This is a genomic window from Streptomyces sp. NPDC059989, assembly GCF_042736975.1.
GTDB lineage: Bacteria > Actinomycetota > Actinomycetes > Streptomycetales > Streptomycetaceae > Streptomyces.
The window spans coordinates 179,021-197,567 of sequence record NZ_JBHWUO010000010.1 but is presented as its reverse complement, the minus strand read 5'-3'; the positions used below and the strand labels follow the sequence as shown (position 1 = coordinate 197,567).

Below are 18,547 nucleotides of genomic sequence, written 5' to 3'. Positions count from 1 at the left end.
AGGCGGGGTGTCGCCCACCGCACCCCCTCCCCTACAGTGCGTGATGCCCGCATCCCGCCCCGTGAGGAGCCGTCCCGTGGCCACCCATGTCCGCCCCGGATCCCTCCCGGGCGTTCCCGAGCTGGATCCCGCCCTCGTCGGACAGTGGCAGGCCGGGGGAGGGGAGCTCGTCGACCTCTTCGCCCAGGCGCGGCAACGGCTCGGCGGGGTCGCCGCGTTCCGGCTCGGCCCGCGCCCGACCGTACTGGTCACCGCCCCCCAATCCGTGCAGCACGTGCTCGCGCTCCACCCCGACCGGTACGTCAAACGCTCGCACCGCGCCCGACTCCTGATCGGCGACGGCCTCCTCGCCGCTACGGGCGAGGCGTGGCAGCGGCAGCGGCGGCTGCTGCAGTCCCAGTTCACCGGCCGCGGAATGCGCCGCTACGAGCAGCGGATCGCCGATGCCGCCGGGACCGCCGCGGCGCGCTGGGCCGGGTACGCCCGCACCGGGCAGGTCCTCGACGTCGGCGACGAGATGCGGCGCTTCGCCCTGGACACCATCTGGCGCGCCCTGACCGGCCATCCCCTCGACCCCGGCACGGAGCGCGAACTGGCCGCCGTGCCCGCCGTGGTGGCCGCGCTGCCCAGCCTGCCCGCCGACGGGGCCGCAGCCCAAGGAGCCGTCGCCGCCGAGCTGGCCCGCATCGACGCCGTGGCGGGCCTCGCCATCGCCGCCGCCCGCGACGGCGACGCCGGACCCGACGGCCCGGGCCTGCTGCACGTCCTGATCGAGGCGGCGGGAACGCGCCCCGAGTACACCGACCGGCTGATCCGCGACGAGCTGGTCACCCTGCTGGTCGCCGGTCACGAGACCACCGCCACCACCCTGACCTGGCTCCACCTCCTCCTGGACCGCAACCCCGGGGCGCGGGAACAGGCCCTCGCCGCGGGCCCCGAAGGCTCACCCGAACGGCGGCAGGCCGTCCAGGCACTCGTCAACGAAACGCTGCGCTTCTACCCGTCCGCCTGGATACTGCCGCGCTGCGCCGCGGAGGACGACGTCCTCGACGGATACGGGATCGAGGCCGGCACCGACGTGCTGGTCTGCCCCTACCTCACCCACCGGGACCCCGGGCTCTGGGAGGACCCCGACCGGTTCGATCCGGGGCGCTTCACCACCCCCGGCCGACGCCCCAACCACCCCGGCAGCTACCTTCCGTTCGGCATCGGACCCCGGGCCTGCCTGGGCCTGCAGTTCGCCCTCCGGGAGTCGACCGCCCTCCTCGAACACCTGCTGCCCGCCCCCGCCCCGCGCTTCCGCTCCACCCCGGCCAAGGCCGCGTACGGCCTCACCGTCCGCCCCGACGGTCCGACCCCCGCGGTGCTGGACGGCTAGCGAAAAACGCTTGGACGCCGCGGGGACCGTCACGGGACACTGCGAACCTTGTCCTTGGGGGTCCGACAAAGCAGGGTTGGAATGGGTTCGCCTGAATCGAGCAAAGGTTCACCGGGCAGGGGTCCGGTGCTCCTCGCACTTCGCTACTACGGACGGGAGTTGGCCCGGCTGCGCCGGCTGACGCTACCCGCGATGCTGCTCCCGGCGATGGGCAACATCGGCATCAACTACATCGCACCACTGGTCGTCGCGAAGCTCGTCGGCCACATCGTCGGGGGCGGCGGTACCGGCATCGACGCGATGCTGCCCTACGTCCTCGGCTTCACCGGTGTACTACTGCTCGGCGAGACGCTGTGGCGCGTCGGACTGCACTGCCTGAACCGGCTCGACGCCCGCGGCATCGAGCAGCTGTACGTGATCGGCATGGACGAACTGTTCGCCAGGGACGCCGCGTTCTTCCACGACAACTTCGCCGGATCGCTGACCAAGCGGGTCCTGAGCTTCGCCTCCCGCTTCGAGGAGTTCGTCGACACCCTGACCTTCTCGGTCATGGGCAGCTTCGTTCCGCTGGTGTTCGCGTCGGTGGTCCTGTGGCAGTACGAACCGCTGCTCGTGGTCGGGCTGTTGGTGATGATCGCGGTGACGGCCCTGTGCGTCGCTCCGCTGATCCGTCGCCGCCAGGCGCTCGTCGCCCAGCGGGAGGAGGCGATCGCCCGGGTCTCGGGGCACGTCGCCGACAGCCTGATGAACATGGACACGGTCCGCGCGTTCGCCGCCGAGGAGCGCGAAGCCGCCGAACACCGCTCCCGCGTCGCGGAGTCGAGGCGGCTGACGCTGCGTTCGTGGGACTACGGCAACCTGCGGATCGACACGCTGGTCGCGCCCATGTCCGTGCTGACCAACGCGCTGGGCCTGGTGCTCGCGCTCTCCCTCGGGGCGGGGGAGCACGGCGTCGAGGGGATCATCGTCGCCTTCACCTACTACGCCAACGCGACCCGGATCATGTTCGAGTTCAACCAGATCTACCGCCGCCTGGAGAGCTCGATGACGGAGGCCGCGCAGTTCACCGAACTGCTGCTGACCCCGCCGACCGTCCTGGACCCGCCCTCCCCGGAACCGCTGCTGTCCCGGGGCGCCGACGTGCGCTTCGAGCGGGTGACCTTCGCCCACGCCGGCGCGAAGCCGCTCTTCGAAGGCCTCGACCTGGACCTGCCCAGCGGGGCGAAGGTCGGTTTCGTCGGCCGGTCCGGCGGGGGCAAGACCACGCTCACCCGGCTGCTGCTGCGGATGACGGACATCGACGCCGGCCGGATCCTCATCGGGGGCCAGGACATCAGCAGGCTGCGCCAGGCCGAACTGCGCAGCCTGATGGCCTACGTGCCGCAGGACCCGGCGATGTTCCACCGCACACTGCGCGACAACATCGCCTTCGCCCGGCCGGACGCCACCGACGCCGAGATCCGCCGCGCCGCCGAGGCCGCGCACGTCACGGAGTTCGCCGACGCGCTCCCCGACGGCTTCGACACCATGGTGGGCGAGCGCGGGGTGAAGCTGTCCGGCGGCCAGCGCCAGCGGGTCGCCCTCGCCAGGGCGATCCTGCGCGATGCGCCGATCCTGCTGCTCGACGAGGCGACCAGCGCCCTGGACTCCGAGAGCGAGGTCCTCGTCCAGGACGCGCTGTGGCGGCTCATGGACGGGCGGACGGCGCTCGTGGTGGCACACCGGCTGAGCACGGTCGCCGGCATGGACCGGCTCGTCGTCCTCGACCGCGGCCGGATCGTCGAGCAGGGCACGCACCAGGAGCTCCTCACGGCGGACGGGGCCTACGCGAAGCTGTGGCAGCACCAGTCGGGCGGATTCCTGGAGGACACCCCCGCGACGACCGAACTGCGCCCCTGATCCGCACCAGCGGGGAGCGGAGCGGCGGCGGCTATCCGCCGTCGGCCGGGCGGCCGGCGTGGAGTTCCAGGGGGCCGGCGCCGGTGGTGCGTGCGGTGAGGCAGGCCTTGATGCGGCGGCGCAGGGCCGGCTTGACCAGGGCGGGGAGTTCCGCGGGCGGGACGGTACGCCACTGCAGGAGTTCGTCGGGGGCCAGGCGGATGCGGGCGAGGGAGGGGGCGTCGACGACGCCGCCGTCGTAGAGGAAGCGGACGCGGGCCAGCCGGCCCGGCTTGTGGGCCCAGTCGACGGCGAGCAGCCGCCCCGGCGGGAGGTCGAGGCCGATCTCCTCGCGGACCTCCCGCCGGGCGGCGGCCCGCGGGGTCTCCCCGAGGTCGCTGTCGATGCCGCCGCCGGGCAGGTGCCAGCGGCGGGTGTTCCCGTACGCCGGCTGCACGAGCAGGATCCGGCCCTCGGCGTCCGTGAACAGCACGCTCGCCGAGGTCAGCGCCTTGGGGCGGTGGGCCAGGTGGCCGGCGGCGCCGAGGGTCCCGGTGTGTTCGAGGGCGAGGCGGTCGGCCGGCTCCAGGCCGGCCGGGGAGCCGGGCTGGGGCACGCCGTCGACGAGGTGGGCGAAGGAGCCGGTGCGCAGGGCGGCCAGGCCGGCGCGCAGCCGGCGGGCGAGGCGGGAGGGCAGGGCGGCGCAGGCCTCGTCCGGCGCCAGCCAGCGCGCCTCGGTGATCTCGCCGTCCGGGAAGGAGATGGCCGCGGCCTCCTCGGGCGACAGCGGGCCGACGAGGTGGACGTGCACGACGAGGGAGCGCCCGAGGAGGCCCGGCCGCCGGGAGTCCACCGCGAGCAGCCGCCCGACGGGCCGGCCGAGGTCGAGCTCCTCCTTCAACTCGCGGGCCAGCCCTTCCTCCGGGGTCTCGGCGTCCTCGACCGTGCCGCCCGGAAGCTCCAGATCCGCCTTGTACGACGTGGTCAGTACGAGGACCCGGCCGCGCGGGTCCAGGACGATCCCGGTGGCGGCGAGGAGCGGGGCGGGCTGGGCGGCGTAGTACTCCCGCACCGCGTCGGGGGAGGGGCGGTCGGGCACGGCGGGCTCCTGTGGGGTGTCGTCAGGCACGGGCCAGCAGCATGCCGCCCATCGTGACCATCGTCGCCGCGACCAGGCCGTCCAGCACCCGCCACGCGGAGGGGCGGGCGAGGAGGCCGCTGAGCAGCCGGGCCCCGTAGCCGAGGGTGCCGAACCAGGTCAGGCTGGCCAGGCCGGCGCCGATGCCGAAGGCCCAGCGCAGGTCCCCGCGGTCGGCGGCGAGGGAGCCGAGGAGCAGGACGGTGTCCAGGTAGACGTGCGGGTTGAGCCAGGTCATCGCCAGGCAGGTCAGCACCGCCCGGCGGCCGGACCCGGCGGCGGCTCCCTCCGCGGTGAGGGCGGCGTCCGGGTCGGGCCGCAGCACCCGGCGGGCCGCGAGGATCCCGTAGCAGATCAGGAATCCGCCGCCGGCCAGTCCCACCACGGTCAGGGCGGCCGGCCAGGCGGTGACGAAGGCGCCGACGCCGGCCACGCCGAGGGCGATCAGGAGCGCGTCGGAGACGGCGCAGATGGCGACCACGGCCAGGACCGCGTGGCGGCGGGCTCCCTGGCGCAGGACGAAGGCGTTCTGCGCGCCGATGGCGACGATGAGGGAGAGTCCGGTGCCGAAGCCGGCGAGGCCCGCCGTGATGATGCCGTGTGTCATGTCTTCGACCGTATGCAGCCGTGTCGATTCAGTACAGCTAAAGATTTTTACGTACCATTAGCGCTTGTGATGGACGAGCTTCCCCTGGACCAGGTGCGGACCCTGCTGGCCGTGGTGGACGAGGGCACCTTCGACGCGGCCGCGGCCGCCCTGCACGTGACGCCCTCCGCCGTCAGCCAGCGGGTCAAGGCCCTCGAACAGCGGACCGGGCGGGTGCTGCTGATGCGGTCGAAGCCGGTGCGGGCCACGGAATCGGGGGAGGTCGTGGTCCGGTTCGCCCGCCAGCTGGCCCGGCTGGAGCGCGACGCGCGGGCCGAGCTGGGGATGGCCGCCGAAGGGGCGGGGCCGCTGCGGCTGCCGATCGCGGTGAACGCGGACTCCCTCGCCACCTGGTTCCTGCCGGCGCTGACGCGGGTGCCGCAGGATCCGCCGGTCTGCCTGGAGCTGCACCGCGAGGACGAATCGCACACGACAACGCTGCTGCGGGAGGGGCAGGTGATGGCGGCGGTGACCTCCTCGCCCGATCCGGTGGCGGGGTGCGGCGTACGGATGCTGGGGCTGGCGCGGTACCTGCCGGTGGCGAGCCCGGAGTTCGCGGCGCGCCACCTGGCGGGGGCGCCGGAGCGGGACCTGAGGCGGGCGCCGACGATCGTCTTCGACCGGAAGGACGAGCTCCAGGACGCCTTCGTGCGGTCGTTGACCGGGGACGCGACGGGCGGGGCCGGGCCGGTGCGGCACCACGTGCCGACCTCGGAGGGGTTCCGCGACGCGGTGGTCGCCGGGATGGGGTGGGGGCTGGTGCCGGAGCAGCAGGCGCAGCCGCTGGTGCGGACGGGGGAGCTGGTCCTGGTGGTTCCGCGGCGGCCGATGGACGTGCCCCTGTACTGGCAGCAGTGGAAGCTGGACTCGCCGGTGCTGTCGACGGTGGCCGAGGTGATCGCGGAGGCCGCGGGGGAGGCCCTGCGGAGTCCCGCGCCGGACACCCCCTAAGCTGCCCACCATGGAGTCCTACACGATCGGCCAGGCGGCGCGGCTGCTGGGCGTCAGCGTCGACACGGCGCGCCGCTGGGCGGACGCCGAGCGGTTCCCGACCCGCCGCGAGGGCGCGCGGCGCATGGTGGACGGGCCGGACCTGGCCGCGTTCTGCGTGGAAGCGGCGCAGGAGGGCGGCGACGGCGAGCAGGCCCCCTACACCTCGGCGCGCAACGCCTTTCCCGGGATCGTCACCGGGGTGAAGCTCGGTACGGTCGACGCGCAGGTGGAGATCCAGGCCGGGCCGCACCGCATCGTGTCGCTGTTGACGCGGGAGGCCGTGGAGGAACTAGGCCTGGAGGTGGGCGCCCGGGCCACCGCGCGCGTGAAGTCGACCAGCGTGTTCATCGACCGGACCTGAGCGGGGCCTCGGCGGACCTGCCCGGGCGGACGCGGGCGGAGCCCTGGCGGGAGCCGTGCGGCGGCGGTGGCAGACTGGCCGCTGATCTGCCCGAAGAGGAGTACGCCGTTGTCCATGTTCAGCACCCTGCGCCGGGCCGTGCGCCGCGGCTACCGGCGGGCCGTCGACCTCAGCCACCCGGCCCGCTCCCCGCTCGGCAGCGCCGTGGTCAACTGCGTGGTCTACCGGGACGGCGTGCGGCAGGACGGCTGCGCGGAGGCCGAGGAGGCGCTGCACCGGGTCCGCAAGACGGGCGAGGGCTTCGTGTGGATCGGCCTCCACGAACCGGACAAGGCGGAACTGGCCGGGCTCGCCGAGCTGTTCGGCCTGCACCCGCTGGCCGTCGAGGACGCCGTGAACGCACACCAGCGCCCCAAGATCGTGCGGTACGACGACACGCTGTTCTCCGTCTTCAAGACCGTGCGCTACGTCGAGCACGAGGAACTGACCGCGACCAGCGAGGTGGTGGAGACCGGCGAGCTGATGGCCTTCACCGGTGAGGACTTCGTCATCACCATCCGGCACGGCGGCCGCGGCACCCTCGGCCCGGTCCGCGAGGCGCTGGAGGCCGAACCGGAGCAGCTGGCGAAGGGGCCGGCGGCCGTGCTGCACGCCATGGTCGACCACGTCGTCGACGACTACACCGCCGTGACGGACGCGGTGCAGAACGACATAGACGCCGTCGAGACCGCGGTGTTCAGCGAGTTCGGCGGCCGCGGCGACGCCGGGCGGATCTACCAGCTCAAGCGCGAACTCCTGGAGCTGCGGCGGGCGGTGGCGCCGCTGAGCCGGCCGCTCCAACAGCTGGCCACGCAGCCGATACCGGTCATCCCGCCGGAGATCCGCGCGTACTTCCGGGACGTGGAGGACCATCTGACCCGCGCCACCGAGCAGATCGGCGCCTACGACAACCTGCTCGACTCGATCCTCCAGGCCCACCTCGCGCAGGTGACCGTCGCCCAGAACGAGGACATGCGCAAGATCACCGCGTGGGCGGCGATCGTTGCCGTCCCGACCATGGTCTGCGGGGTCTACGGCATGAACTTCGACCACATGCCCGAACTGCACTGGACGTACGGGTACCCGCTCGTCCTCGGCGTCATGGCGGTCGCCTGCTTCGCGATCCACCGGGGCTTCCGGCGCAACGGCTGGCTCTGACGGCCCGCGAAAACCCTGGTGAGGGCGGTCGGGGCCGCCGGTAGGGTCCGCCTGTCACTGATGATCACAGGGAACGGGCGGGTCGGACATGGAACGGCAAGCGGCGGAGGCGGACGGTGGCGCGGCGGTCGGTGGCGCGGCGCTCGGCGGCGCACCGGACGGCGGTGTATCGGACGCCGACGCACTGGTCGGTGAGCGCGTGCGGCTGGAGCCGCTCGCCCACCGGCATCACGACGGGCTCTGCGAGGCCATACGCGACGGGAAGCTCTGGGAGCTCCCGGTGACGATCGTCCCGCACCCGCGGGACGTTCCCGCCTTCATCGACGACGCGCTGGCGGCGCGCGAGGCGGGCACGCAGATCGCGTACGCGACGGTGGACCTCGCGACCGGCAGGATCGCGGGCTCCACCCGGCTCATGATGATCAACACCCAATTCCGGCGGCTGGAGATCGGTTTCACCTTCCTCGGCGCGTCCTGGCAGGGGACCGGGCTGAACACCGAGGCCAAACTCCTCATGCTCAGCCACGCCTTCGAGGCGATGGGCATGAACCGGGTCGAGCTCCTCACCGATGTGCGCAACAGCCGTTCGCGGGCGGCGATCGCGCGGCTCGGCGCCACGCACGAGGGAGTGCTGCGCCACCACATGGTGATGCGCGACGGGTGGATCCGGGACACCGCCGTCTACAGCATCACGCGCCCCGAGTGGCCGGACGCCAAGCGGGCCCTGCGGGAACGTGTGCGGGGGGCTTGACGGTTCACGGATTCCGGCACGGGTCTTGAGGGCTTGCGAACTCTGGTAGTAAAGTTTCCTAACGAAACCGGGAACGCCTCAACTACCCCACGGAGGCCTTGTGTTGACCCCCCACCGCAAGAAGATGCTCGCGATCGGCGCCGTGCTAGGCAGCGCGCTCATCGCCGTACCGGTCACCGCCCACGCGACCGCCCCGGCCCCCGTCACCGCCCCCGCGGTGGCGGCGGCCGCGGGGCTCGACGATCCGGCGAAGAAGGAGATCGCCATGAAGATCGTCTCCAGCGCGGAGAACTCCTCGCTGGACTGGAAGGCGCAGTACAAGTACATAGAGGACATAGATGACGGCCGCGGCTACACGGCCGGCATCATCGGCTTCTGTTCCGGCACCGGCGACATGCTCGACCTCGTCGAGTACTACACCCAGGTCAAGCCGGGCAACGTCCTCGCCAAGTACCTCCCGGCGCTGCGCAGGGTCGACGGCACCGACTCGCACGACGGCCTCGACCCGAACTTCACCAAGGACTGGGCGAAGGCGGCCCAGGACACCGAGTTCAAGAAGGCCCAGGACCACGAGCGCGACCGGGTCTACTTCAACCCGGCGGTCAAGCAGGGCAAAACCGACGGCGTCGGCACCCTCGGCCAGTTCATCTACTACGACGCCATCGTCATGCACGGCGACGGGACCGACTCCACGAGCTTCCGCAACATCCGCAAGCGCGCCCTGTCCAAGGCCAAGCCCCCGTCCCAGGGCGGCAACGAGACCACCTGGCTGAACGCCTTCCTCGACGCCCGCGTCTGGGCGATGAAGCAGGAGGAGGCGCACAGCGACACCAGTCGCGTCGACACCGCGCAGCGGGTGTTCCTGAAGAAGGGCAACCTCAACCTCGACACCCCGCTCGACTGGAAGGTCTACGGGGACTCCTTCCACATCGGCTGACCCGGCGGCAGCGGCGGCCCGGGGCGGATCCCCTCCCGCTCCGGGCCGCGAGGACGTCCGGCCCGGGCCGGCGGTGTCGCAGTGCGATAACGATGTCGGAGCCGCAGAGCCCGGCTTCTGCGGCGGCGAGCCCGCCCGGGGCGGGGACGTTACGGACTTCAGGGGACACGGCGCCTCTCCCGCACCCTGAGTTACGGCTTTCGTCACCGGAAAGCTTGCTGCGGGGCCGATTCGTAACCCTGTTATGTGGCTTGACCGCGCCATAAGCGGGGCATAAGTTCTGCCCCGGCTTGCTCCAGCAGGACGGGCCGGAACACTGTCCTCTGGGGGGACCTGTGCACTACTTCACCGATGTCGTCAAGCGGTACGCCGACTTCAACGGCCGCGCCCGTCGCCAGGAATACTGGATGTACACGCTCTTCTACGCGGCGGCGCTGATCATCTTCCTGATCGTCGACTTCGCGCTCGGCACCTACCCGCTGTTCTACTTCCTCCTCGCGCTCGGCCTCTTCCTCCCCACGCTCGGGGTGGGCGTGCGCCGCCTCCACGACCAGGACAAGTCCGGCTGGTGGATCCTCATCGGCGCCGTGCCCCTCATCGGCTGGATCTGGGCGATCGTCCTGATGGCCACCGAGGGCACCCCGGGCCCGAACCAGTACGGCCCGAGCCCCAAGTCGATCCACGCCTGAGACGCGCGCCGCGCCTGAGACGGGCGCGGGCACCCGTATCGCCGAGCGCCGTCGCCGACCCCACAGGTCGGCGGCGGCGCTCGCGCGTGGAGCACGCGTGACGCGCGTCTCCCGCAGCTCGTGCCAGGGGGCTGTCCTGAGCGGCCCGATCAGGAGATATCTTGATGTCGAGCAATGTTGCAGACGAGAGACCAGACTGTGGAGCGGAGCATCCGGTGACTGACTCGACCATCATCTACACGCACACTGACGAGGCCCCGGCCCTCGCGACGTATTCCTTCCTGCCTGTGATCCAGGCGTACGCGTCGACGGCCGGTGTGAATGTCGAGACCCGTGACATCTCCCTGGCCGGTCGGATCATCGCCAGCTTCCCCGAGCACCTCGAGGAGGGCCAGCGCATCGCCGACGCCCTCGCCGAGCTGGGCGAGCTGGCCAAGACGCCGGAAGCCAACATCATCAAGCTGCCCAACATCTCGGCCTCGATCCCGCAGCTGAAGGCCGCGGTCGCCGAGCTCCAGGGCCAGGGCTACGCCCTTCCCGACTACCCGGACGACCCGAAGTCGGACGAGGAGCGCGAGATCCGCGCCCGCTACGACAAGGTCAAGGGCAGCGCCGTCAACCCGGTCCTGCGCGAGGGCAACTCCGACCGCCGCGCTCCCGCCTCGGTCAAGAACTACGCCAAGGCCCACCCGCACCGCATGGGTGCCTGGACCTCCGAGTCGAAGACGAACGTCGCCACCATGGGCGAGAACGACTTCCGCTCCACCGAGAAGTCCGCCGTCATCGCCGAGGCCGGCAGCCTGCGCATCGAGCACGTGGACGCCGACGGCGCCGCCACCGTGCTGCGCGAGTCCGTACCGGTCCTCGCCGGTGAGGTCGTGGACGCGTCCGTCCTGCACGTCGACGCGCTGCGCACCTTCCTGAACGACCAGATCGAGCGGGCCAAGGCCGAGGACGTCCTGTTCTCCGTGCACCTCAAGGCCACGATGATGAAGGTCTCCGACCCGATCGTCTTCGGCCACGTGGTCCGCGCCTTCCTCCCGACGACCTTCGCGCGCTACGGCGAGACCCTCGCCGCCGCCGGCCTGTCGCCCAACGACGGCCTCGGCGCCATCCTGAACGGCCTGGGCGCCCTGTCCGACGGGGACGCGATCAAGGCGTCCATCGACGCCGAGATCGCCGAGGGCCCGGCCCTCGCCATGGTCGACTCCGACAAGGGCATCACCAACCTGCACGTGCCGTCCGACGTCATCGTCGACGCCTCGATGCCGGCCATGATCCGCACCTCCGGCCACATGTGGGGCCCGGACGGCAACGAGGCCGACACCCTGGCGGTCCTCCCGGACAGCAGCTACGCCGGTGTCTATCAGGTCGTCATCGACGACTGCCGCGCGCACGGCGCCTTCGACCCGGCCACCATGGGCTCGGTGCCGAACGTCGGCCTGATGGCCCAGAAGGCCGAGGAGTACGGCAGCCACGACAAGACCTTCGAGATCGCCGCCGCGGGCACCGTCCGCCTCGTCGACGCCGCGGGCAACGTGGTCCTGGAGCAGGAGGTCGCCGAGGGCGACATCTTCCGCGCCTGCCAGACCAAGGACGCGCCGATCCAGGACTGGGTCAAGCTCGCCGTCACCCGCGCCCGCGCCACCGGCGTCCCGGCCGTCTTCTGGCTCGACGAGGGCCGCGCGCACGACGCGCAGCTGATCGCCAAGGTGCGCACGTACCTCGCCGAGCACGACACCGAGGGCCTGACCATCGAGATCCTCTCGCCGGTCGAGGCCACCGCGTACTCCCTGGAGCGCATCCGCCGCGGCGAGGACACCATCTCGGTGACCGGCAACGTGCTGCGCGACTACCTGACCGACCTCTTCCCGATCCTGGAGCTGGGCACCAGCGCCAAGATGCTGTCGGTCGTCCCGCTGATGAACGGCGGCGGCCTTTTCGAGACCGGCGCCGGCGGCTCCGCCCCGAAGCACGTCCAGCAGCTGGTCAAGGAGAACTACCTGCGCTGGGACTCCCTCGGTGAGTTCCTCGCGCTGGCCGTCTCCTTCGAGCACCTCGCCACCACCACCGGCAACGCCCGCGCCCAGGTGCTGGCCGACACCCTGGACCGCGCGACCGGCACCTTCCTCAACGAGGACAAGTCGCCGAGCCGCAAGCTGGGCGGCATCGACAACCGCGGCAGCCACTTCTACCTCGCCCTGTACTGGGCGCAGGAGCTGGCCAAGCAGACCGACGACGCCGAGCTCGCCGCCTCCTTCGAGGCGCTCGCCAAGACGCTGGGCGAGCAGGAGCAGACCATCGTCGCCGAGCTGATCGCGGTGCAGGGCTCCCCGGCCGACATCGGCGGGTACTACCAGCCCGACGTCGTCAAGGCCGCGGCGATCATGCGCCCGTCCGCGACCTTCAACCAGGCGATCGCGACCCTGGGCTGATCCACCCGGCGGCGGCCGATCCGCGCCGCCGTCGACGCGTTCCGCCCCGGCCGGCCTCGTGCCCGGCCGGGGCGGACCCGTTCGCGGCCCTCACAGCCGGTGGACCCGCTCCTGTTCGAAGCCCAGGGGGGAGCGGCCGGCCGCGAGGATGCGCAGCCCGGGGGCCGTGGCGAGGAGGCCCCGCAGCCAGGCGAGGGCGGCCGGGCCGAGCCGTTCGGTGCCGTCCAGGACGAGCAGCATGTCCCGTTCGGCCAGCCACGAGGCGGCGTTGGCCGTCCCGCACGGCAGGAAGGGCATGCCGGGCACGTGCCCCAGCTCGGCCGTCAGCTCGCGCACGCCGTAGCCGCCGTGGAGCGGGTCCAGGGTGACGACGGCGACCCCGTCGTAGAAGTTGGACGCGAGCCGCCGTGCGATCTCGCGGACCAGCAGGCCGCGCGGCTCGCGGAATCCTCCCGTCACGGTCAGGACGCGCCCCCGCCGGACGGCCGTGAGCAGCCGGGACATCTCGGCGGACGTAGCGGGCAGTGTTCCGGTCGACCCGGATTCCCTCATCGGCACGATGCCCCCCATTGCATGCGTGACCAAGCGCGGCGACAGGGTTTTTTCAAGCCGCGTGACGACGATTATGCGCCACTTGTGCCGTAAGACCAGGGGAATGTCGCATTCCGCCGGAGCTCTCCGCTGCCCCGCAGGTCAGGTCGCCCACGCGGCGCGGTGCACCGGCGCGGGCAGCGCTCGGCTCCCGCCCGCCGGGGGTACCGCGCCGGCTCCGACCGCCTCGCCGAAGCCGCCCGCCCGGCCCGCACCGGCCACCCGGCCCGCCCGCTGCGCGTGGTGGCGCTTGAGGTCCTCCTCCCGGTAGCGCTTCGTCCGGTCGTGCCAGCAGGCGATCCCCGCCATCCACCGCCTCAGCTCCTCGGCGCTGCGGTCCACGGCCGCCCGGGCCGCCGCGTCCAGCCCGAGGTCCGCGTACATGACGGGCAGTTCCTTCTCCGCCACGTGCTCGAACTGCTTCATCCGCGAGGTCATCAGATCGTTCGCGATCCGCAGCGCCGTCGCAGGGTCGCAGCCGAAGAAGTTCTCCACGACGATCAGCAGGTTGTGCAGCTCGCCGTCGTACTCGGCCTCCTTCTGGTACGAGTACACGTCGTTCATGACGGCCGAGTACTCGAAGGCCGCGGACTGCATGGACTGCATCGCCGAACTCGCGTAGACCTCCTCCGGTACGACGTCCAGGTGCGCCAGCCGGGAGAGCGCGATGGTCATCGGCGACCCGAAGGTCACCCGGCGCATCTCCAGGTAGTCCACCGGGTCCGGCACCCGGTTCGCGGCCTGGTTCTCCAGCTCCCAGTGCCAGCCGGCCAGCACCTCGTCCATGGCGTCCCGGAAGATCTTCCGGCCGCGCATCGGCATCGGCCCGGCCGTGCGCCGCCACAGATCGGCCAGCCCCCGCTCCATGGCGTTGGCCGGGGGCGGCGGCGCGGACAGGTCGAGGGGCATGCAGGCCTGCAGCCGCGCCGTCTGCGCCCTGGCGGCGGCCAGGCCGCGGGGGGTGCCGAAGAGCAGCGGATAGGCGTCGTCGGCGTACGTGCCCCAGCTCAGCCAGCCCGCGCTGATGTCCAGGGTCTCCGGCGGGCACTGCGGATCCATGCCCGCCGAGCACAGCGCGAAGTCGTAGTCCCGGGCCTTCTCCTCCCACCAGAGGCCCTCGTCGAGCATGCCCATCCGCCGGTTCCACTCGACGAGCCGCTCCCGGGCGCCGTCCAGGTGCGGATTGAGCACGTTGCGCAGCGGCATGTAGAACTCCGGGATCACCGAAGGGCCCACCGGCCGCGGGGTGTTGCCGTACCGGCGCAGCCGCGGGGCACCGCCGGTCAGTCCCAGCAGCGCCCTGATGTTGGCGCCGGTGGTGCCCAGCCCCGAGGGGCCGCGGAGCCCTTCGGGCAGGCCCGCGTCGGTGCGGCCCGGGCGCCCGTTCATGTACCGGCTGGAGCGCATGTGCCATTCGTGGCCGCCGGACTGCCAGTCCTGCAGCCCGCGGGCGTAGGTCAGGACCGCGAGGACCTCGGCCGGGGTGAGCCCCTTCTCCGCGCACAGCGCGGGCAGTTCGGTGAAGAAGGTGGTCTCGAACTGCTGGAGCCGGGAGGTGAGCAGCTCGTTCAGCCGGTCGGCGGCCTCCTGGGTGGTGCAGCCGAAGAACTTCTCCAGCACCAGCACCCCGTTGCTGAGCTCCCCCTCCGCCCCGGTCTCCCGCTGGTACGAGAACAGGTCGTTGCGGAAGTGGACCGAGTCGGCGAAGCAGTCCCGCAGGACGCGCAGCGCCCGCTCCCCGGCGACGGACGGGGGCACCTCCGCGCCCACCGCGTGCTCGACGAGCCCCGCCGACCAGGGCGCGCCGCCCACCTTGCGGCGCTGTTCCACGTACTCCATGGGGTTGGAGATCCGGCCGATGCTGATGTTGTCGAGCTCCCACAGCGACTCGTGGAGGAGGTTGCGGGTGCTGAGGGTGAAGCGCGCCGTCCAGTCCGCCGAGTGGCCCGGGACCGTACGCCGCCACAGGTCGGCCAGGCCCGCCTCCACGGGGTTGGTGGGCTCGGGCATCGGCGTGCCCGGATCGGCGGGCATGAACAGCGCCAGGCGCTCCAGCGCGTCCCGCCCGCCCGGCCGGTCGCCGGTGCGCTTGAAGCGCTCCAGGAACCAGTCGTCGAAGAAGAACACCCACACGTACCAGTCGGTGACGAGCGAGAGCATCGGCCCGTCGCACTCGGGATGCGTGTAGGCGCACAGCAGCGCGTAGTCGTGCGCTTCCAGGTCGGCGAGGTCCCAGACGCCCGAGCCCTCCAGCATCCCCAGGTCCCGGGCCCAGGCCCGGGTGTGCGTCCGGGCCTGCTCCAGGTGCGGATTGAGCCGCGCGGGGTGCGGCAGGTAGAACTCGGGCAGCTCGAAGGGCTGCTCAGCGGTCATGACCCGGCCCCTCCCGGTCGTCGAACCGGGAGATCTCCACGTTCTCCAGCACCCCGACCGCGTCGGGGACCAGGATGGCCGCGGAGTAGTAGGCGGTCACCAGGTAGGAGATGATCGCCTGCTCGTTGATGTTCATGAAGCGCACCGACAGGCCGGGCTGGTACTCGTCGGGCAGCCCCAGCTGGTGCAGTCCGATGACGCCCTCGTTGTCCTCGCCGGTGCGCAGGACCAGGATCGAGCTGGTCCGCTCCTTCGTCACCGGGATCTTGTTGCAGGGCAGCAGGGGCACCCCCCGCCAGGAGGGGAGCGCATGGCCCTGGAAGTCCACGGTCGCCGGGTACAGGCCGCGCCGGCTGCACTCGCGGCCGAAGGCGGCGATGGTGCGCGGATGGGCGAGGAAGAACTCCGAACCGCGCCTGCGGCTGAGGAGTTCGTCCATGTCGTCGGGGGTGGGCGGTCCGGTGCGGGCGAAGATCCGCTGCTCGTAGTCGGCGTTGTGCAGCAGCCCGAACTCCGGGTTGTTGATCAGCTCGCTCTCCTGGCGCTCCTTCAGTGCCTCGATGGTGAGCCTCAGCTGCTGTTCGGCCTGGTTCATCGGCTGGTTGTAGAGGTCGGCGACCCGGGAGTGCACGCGCAGCACGGTCTGCGCGACGCTGAGCTCGTACTCGCGTGGGCTCAGGTCGTAGTCGACGTACGTGCCGGGCAGCATCACCTCGCCGGTGTGGCCCGCGGACAGGTCCACGGCGTCGCTGCCCTTGCGGCCGACGCGCTCCGCCTCCAGATAGGCCTCGGCGTGCCGGCGCAGCGCGGGGGAGCTGTTCAGGGCCACGTCCCAGTCGCCGCGGTTGAAGGTCATCGTCACCACGTCGGTCAGGGCGCGGGCGGTGAACTCCCAGCGGGCGTCCGGCAGGGGGTGGTGGCCGAAGTGGTCGCCGTCGCTCAGGACGCCGAGGCTGGCCTCGTCCCCGTAGGCGCTGGCGCTGAGCCGCTCGATCCGGCCGTGGGCGACGAGGTAGATCTTGTCGACGGGGTCACCGCGCCGGACGATCACATCGCCCTTGCGGAACTCCTCCTTCACGAACCGCTCGGCGATCGACTCGACCACCCGGTCGTCGGGGAAGTTCCGCAACATCCCCAGCTCGCGCAGCATGGGCGGGATGACACGGAGTTCGGTGCCGGTCTTGACGAAGGTGATGCGGCCGTCGCCGAGGGTGTAGCTGACGGTGCGGTTGACCCGGTAGGTGCCGCCGCCCGTCTGCACCCACGGCAGGATCCTCAGCAGCCAGCGGGAGCTGATGCCCTGCATCTGCGGGGCGGACTTCGTCGTGGTGGCCAGGTTGCGGGCGGCCTCGGTGCTCAGGCTCTGCCGGGCGGCGGCCAGATGATCGGCGGCGCTCACTTCGGCGGCGGGGTCGACGGACATGGCAGGCCTTCCTCTCGGTCAGTCTTCCTGGGCGCGGCGGCGCGGCGGCGCGGGGCGCGGTGGCGCGGGGGCGCGGTGGCCGCCGGCTGGTCGGGGGTCGTGAACGGGGGTGATCGGAAGGAGTGATCCCGCTTCCAGTGATCTGCTGCGCTCCCGTACGCCAGGGGCATGCGGTGTGATCGCGTGCCGCCGAGCGCACACGTCTTAGTTAGGGGCAGGACGGCTTCACCGGCTACGGCGGCCCCGCCCCCACCCTGTTGAATGTCCCATCGCGTTGAAGGGCTGGACGTTTGTACGAGCTGGGCGGTTCTGATGGCCATGCGTGAACCCAACGGACGACTCCGCACCCTCCTCACCGACGCCCGCTGGAGCGGGCAGGACTTCGCCCGCGCCGTCAACGGCGTGGCCGCCGAAACCGGCCTCACCCTGCGCTACGACCGGACCTCCGTCTCCCACTGGCTCGCCGGCACCCGCCCGCCCGCCCATGTCGTCGCCCTCGCCGCCGAAGCGCTCAGCCGGCGGACCGGGCGGCGGGTCAGCCCGGCCGACACCGGGCTCACCCGGCCCGCCGGCACCAGGGTGCGCGACCGCACCGGCGCCGAACCGCGGGGCGCGGACGGCCTCGCGCCGGGCGAAGCCGAGGCCCTGCTCGGCGAGATCCCCGTCTACTCCTCCGCGTGGCGGCCCCCGGGCGGGCCGCCGCCGCCCGGCGGGGCCGGTGCCGCGGCCCCTTCGGCGGGCGGGCGAATCGGGGCGGACCACGTGGCGGCGGCCGAGGCCGTGCTGCCGGTCTTCCGGAACACCGACATGATGTTCGGCAGCGGCCTGGCCCGGCCGGCCCTGACCCGCTACCTCGCGACCACCCTGGCGCCCTGGCTGCGCGCCGCCGCCGCGCCCGCGGTCCGGCACCGGCTGCTGGGATGCGCGGCCAGGCTCGCCTACACCGCGGGATTCCTCTGCTTCGACAGCAACCAGCAGGGCGTGGCCCAGGCGTACTACCGGGCGGCGCTGCGGCTGGGGCAGGAGGCGGGGGATCCGCAGTGCTGGGCGCCCGTACTGCGCGCGATGAGCGTGCAGGCCCATGCGCTGGGCCACCGCAAGCAGGCGTGGGAGCTGGCGGAGGCGGCGGCCCGCGAAGCCGGTCGGCTGCCGTCGCTCCAGGCGGCCTTCGTCACCGGGCAACTGGCCGTGGCGGAGGCGGGCTGCGGCGACCGGCGGGCCGCGGTGGCGCATCTGGCGGAGGCGCAACGGCTGTTGGAGCGCTCGGACGGGCAGCGGGCGGCCATCGGCGACTACCACCACGCCGCCCTGGCCCATCAGGAGGCGGAGGCGCTGGCGGCCCTCGGGGACGTGCGGGGCGCGATAGCCGCGCTCGGCACGTCGCTGCGGCACCGGGCGGGCGGCGAGCGGCGGGCGCGGGCGATCACGACGGCGCGGCTCGCCGAACTCCACCTCGGGCAGGGGCATGTGGAGCGGGCCTGCGGGGTGTGGCACGAGCTGCTCGACCTGGTGCCGCAGCTGGATTCTGCGCGGGTGGAGGAGGCCGTGCGGAGGCTGCGCGGGCGGCTGCAGCCCGTGCGCGGCCACCGCGCGGCCCGTACGCTCCTGGCCCGCCTCCCCTAGCCGGGGCCCGTTCCTGGGGCTCCGCCCCGGACCCCGCGCCTCAAACGCCGGCGGGGCTGGATTTGGCCCGCCCGGGTGGGCCCGTGCGGCTCAAGGATCGGGGCTCCGCCCCGGACCCCGCGCCTCAAGCGCCG

At 72.3% G+C, this 18,547-nt stretch carries 15 protein-coding genes; 10 read left to right on the top strand and 5 right to left on the bottom strand.

Annotated features, from left to right (window positions below; genetic code table 11):
- Positions 1–76 precede the first annotated feature (76 nt).
- Positions 77–1,378 (top strand): cytochrome P450, encoded by a 1,302-nt coding sequence (locus ACFWBN_RS11925; RefSeq protein ID WP_385174538.1) that lies wholly within the window; start codon positions 77–79, stop codon positions 1,376–1,378.
- An 81-nt stretch (positions 1,379–1,459) separates the two neighbouring features.
- The gene (locus ACFWBN_RS11920; protein ID WP_385174535.1) at positions 1,460–3,277 is read left to right on the top strand and encodes an ABC transporter ATP-binding protein; all 1,818 of its coding nucleotides are present in this window, start codon (positions 1,460–1,462) and stop codon (positions 3,275–3,277) included.
- A 31-nt stretch (positions 3,278–3,308) separates the two neighbouring features.
- On the opposite strand, the gene ACFWBN_RS11915 is transcribed toward ACFWBN_RS11920, so the two are convergent.
- Positions 3,309–4,385: an NUDIX domain-containing protein gene (locus ACFWBN_RS11915; protein ID WP_385174532.1), complete on the bottom strand. Its 1,077-nt coding sequence runs from the start codon at positions 4,383–4,385 to the stop codon at positions 3,309–3,311.
- Positions 4,378–5,001, bottom strand: coding sequence for a LysE/ArgO family amino acid transporter (locus tag ACFWBN_RS11910; protein ID WP_385174530.1), 624 nt, complete (start codon positions 4,999–5,001; stop codon positions 4,378–4,380). Before ACFWBN_RS11910 ends, ACFWBN_RS11915 begins: the two co-directional genes overlap by 8 nt.
- A gap of 69 nt (positions 5,002–5,070) precedes the next feature.
- On the opposite strand from ACFWBN_RS11910, the gene ACFWBN_RS11905 reads away from it, so the two are divergent.
- The 7 genes from ACFWBN_RS11905 to ACFWBN_RS11875 all read left to right on the top strand — a co-directional run bounded on the left by ACFWBN_RS11905 (position 5,071) and on the right by ACFWBN_RS11875 (position 12,403).
- Complete coding sequence (locus ACFWBN_RS11905; protein ID WP_385174527.1) at positions 5,071–5,991, top strand: LysR family transcriptional regulator ArgP; 921 nt, start codon at positions 5,071–5,073, stop codon at positions 5,989–5,991.
- 10 nt (positions 5,992–6,001) lie between these two features.
- Positions 6,002–6,394, top strand: coding sequence for a molybdopterin-binding protein (locus ACFWBN_RS11900; protein ID WP_385174524.1), 393 nt, complete (start codon positions 6,002–6,004; stop codon positions 6,392–6,394).
- A gap of 114 nt (positions 6,395–6,508) precedes the next feature.
- Positions 6,509–7,591 (top strand): magnesium/cobalt transporter CorA, encoded by a 1,083-nt coding sequence (gene corA, locus ACFWBN_RS11895; RefSeq protein WP_385174601.1) that lies wholly within the window; start codon positions 6,509–6,511, stop codon positions 7,589–7,591.
- Positions 7,592–7,679: 88 nt separating this feature from the next.
- Positions 7,680–8,342, top strand: a complete 663-nt coding sequence (locus ACFWBN_RS11890; protein ID WP_385174521.1) for a GNAT family N-acetyltransferase — start codon at positions 7,680–7,682, stop codon at positions 8,340–8,342.
- A gap of 124 nt (positions 8,343–8,466) precedes the next feature.
- On the top strand, positions 8,467–9,279 hold the full coding sequence (locus tag ACFWBN_RS11885; RefSeq protein ID WP_385174597.1) for a chitosanase: 813 nt from the start codon (positions 8,467–8,469) through the stop codon (positions 9,277–9,279).
- A 335-nt stretch (positions 9,280–9,614) separates the two neighbouring features.
- Positions 9,615–9,968 (top strand): DUF805 domain-containing protein, encoded by a 354-nt coding sequence (locus tag ACFWBN_RS11880; protein ID WP_385174518.1) that lies wholly within the window; start codon positions 9,615–9,617, stop codon positions 9,966–9,968.
- 215 nt (positions 9,969–10,183) lie between these two features.
- A complete protein-coding gene (locus tag ACFWBN_RS11875) occupies positions 10,184–12,403 on the top strand; it encodes an NADP-dependent isocitrate dehydrogenase (protein ID WP_385174515.1) in 2,220 nt (739 codons plus the stop codon).
- Positions 12,404–12,493: 90 nt separating this feature from the next.
- Here the strand turns inward: ACFWBN_RS11875 and ACFWBN_RS11870 are convergent, their stop codons facing one another.
- From ACFWBN_RS11870 to ACFWBN_RS11860, 3 genes are all read right to left on the bottom strand, one after another.
- On the bottom strand, positions 12,494–12,961 hold the full coding sequence (locus ACFWBN_RS11870; protein ID WP_385174512.1) for a hypothetical protein: 468 nt from the start codon (positions 12,959–12,961) through the stop codon (positions 12,494–12,496).
- 135 nt (positions 12,962–13,096) lie between these two features.
- Positions 13,097–15,367, bottom strand: coding sequence for a germacradienol/geosmin synthase (locus tag ACFWBN_RS11865; protein WP_385174509.1), 2,271 nt, complete (start codon positions 15,365–15,367; stop codon positions 13,097–13,099).
- The gene (locus ACFWBN_RS11860; RefSeq protein ID WP_385174506.1) at positions 15,357–16,790 is read right to left on the bottom strand and encodes a family 2B encapsulin nanocompartment shell protein; all 1,434 of its coding nucleotides are present in this window, start codon (positions 16,788–16,790) and stop codon (positions 15,357–15,359) included. Before ACFWBN_RS11860 ends, ACFWBN_RS11865 begins: the two co-directional genes overlap by 11 nt.
- A gap of 312 nt (positions 16,791–17,102) precedes the next feature.
- Between ACFWBN_RS11860 and ACFWBN_RS11855 the strand changes: the two genes are divergently transcribed.
- Positions 17,103–18,413 carry a hypothetical protein gene (locus tag ACFWBN_RS11855; RefSeq protein WP_385174503.1) on the top strand — a complete coding sequence of 437 codons (1,311 nt, stop codon included), beginning with the start codon at positions 17,103–17,105 and terminating at the stop codon, positions 18,411–18,413.
- Positions 18,414–18,547: the final 134 nt, after the last annotated feature.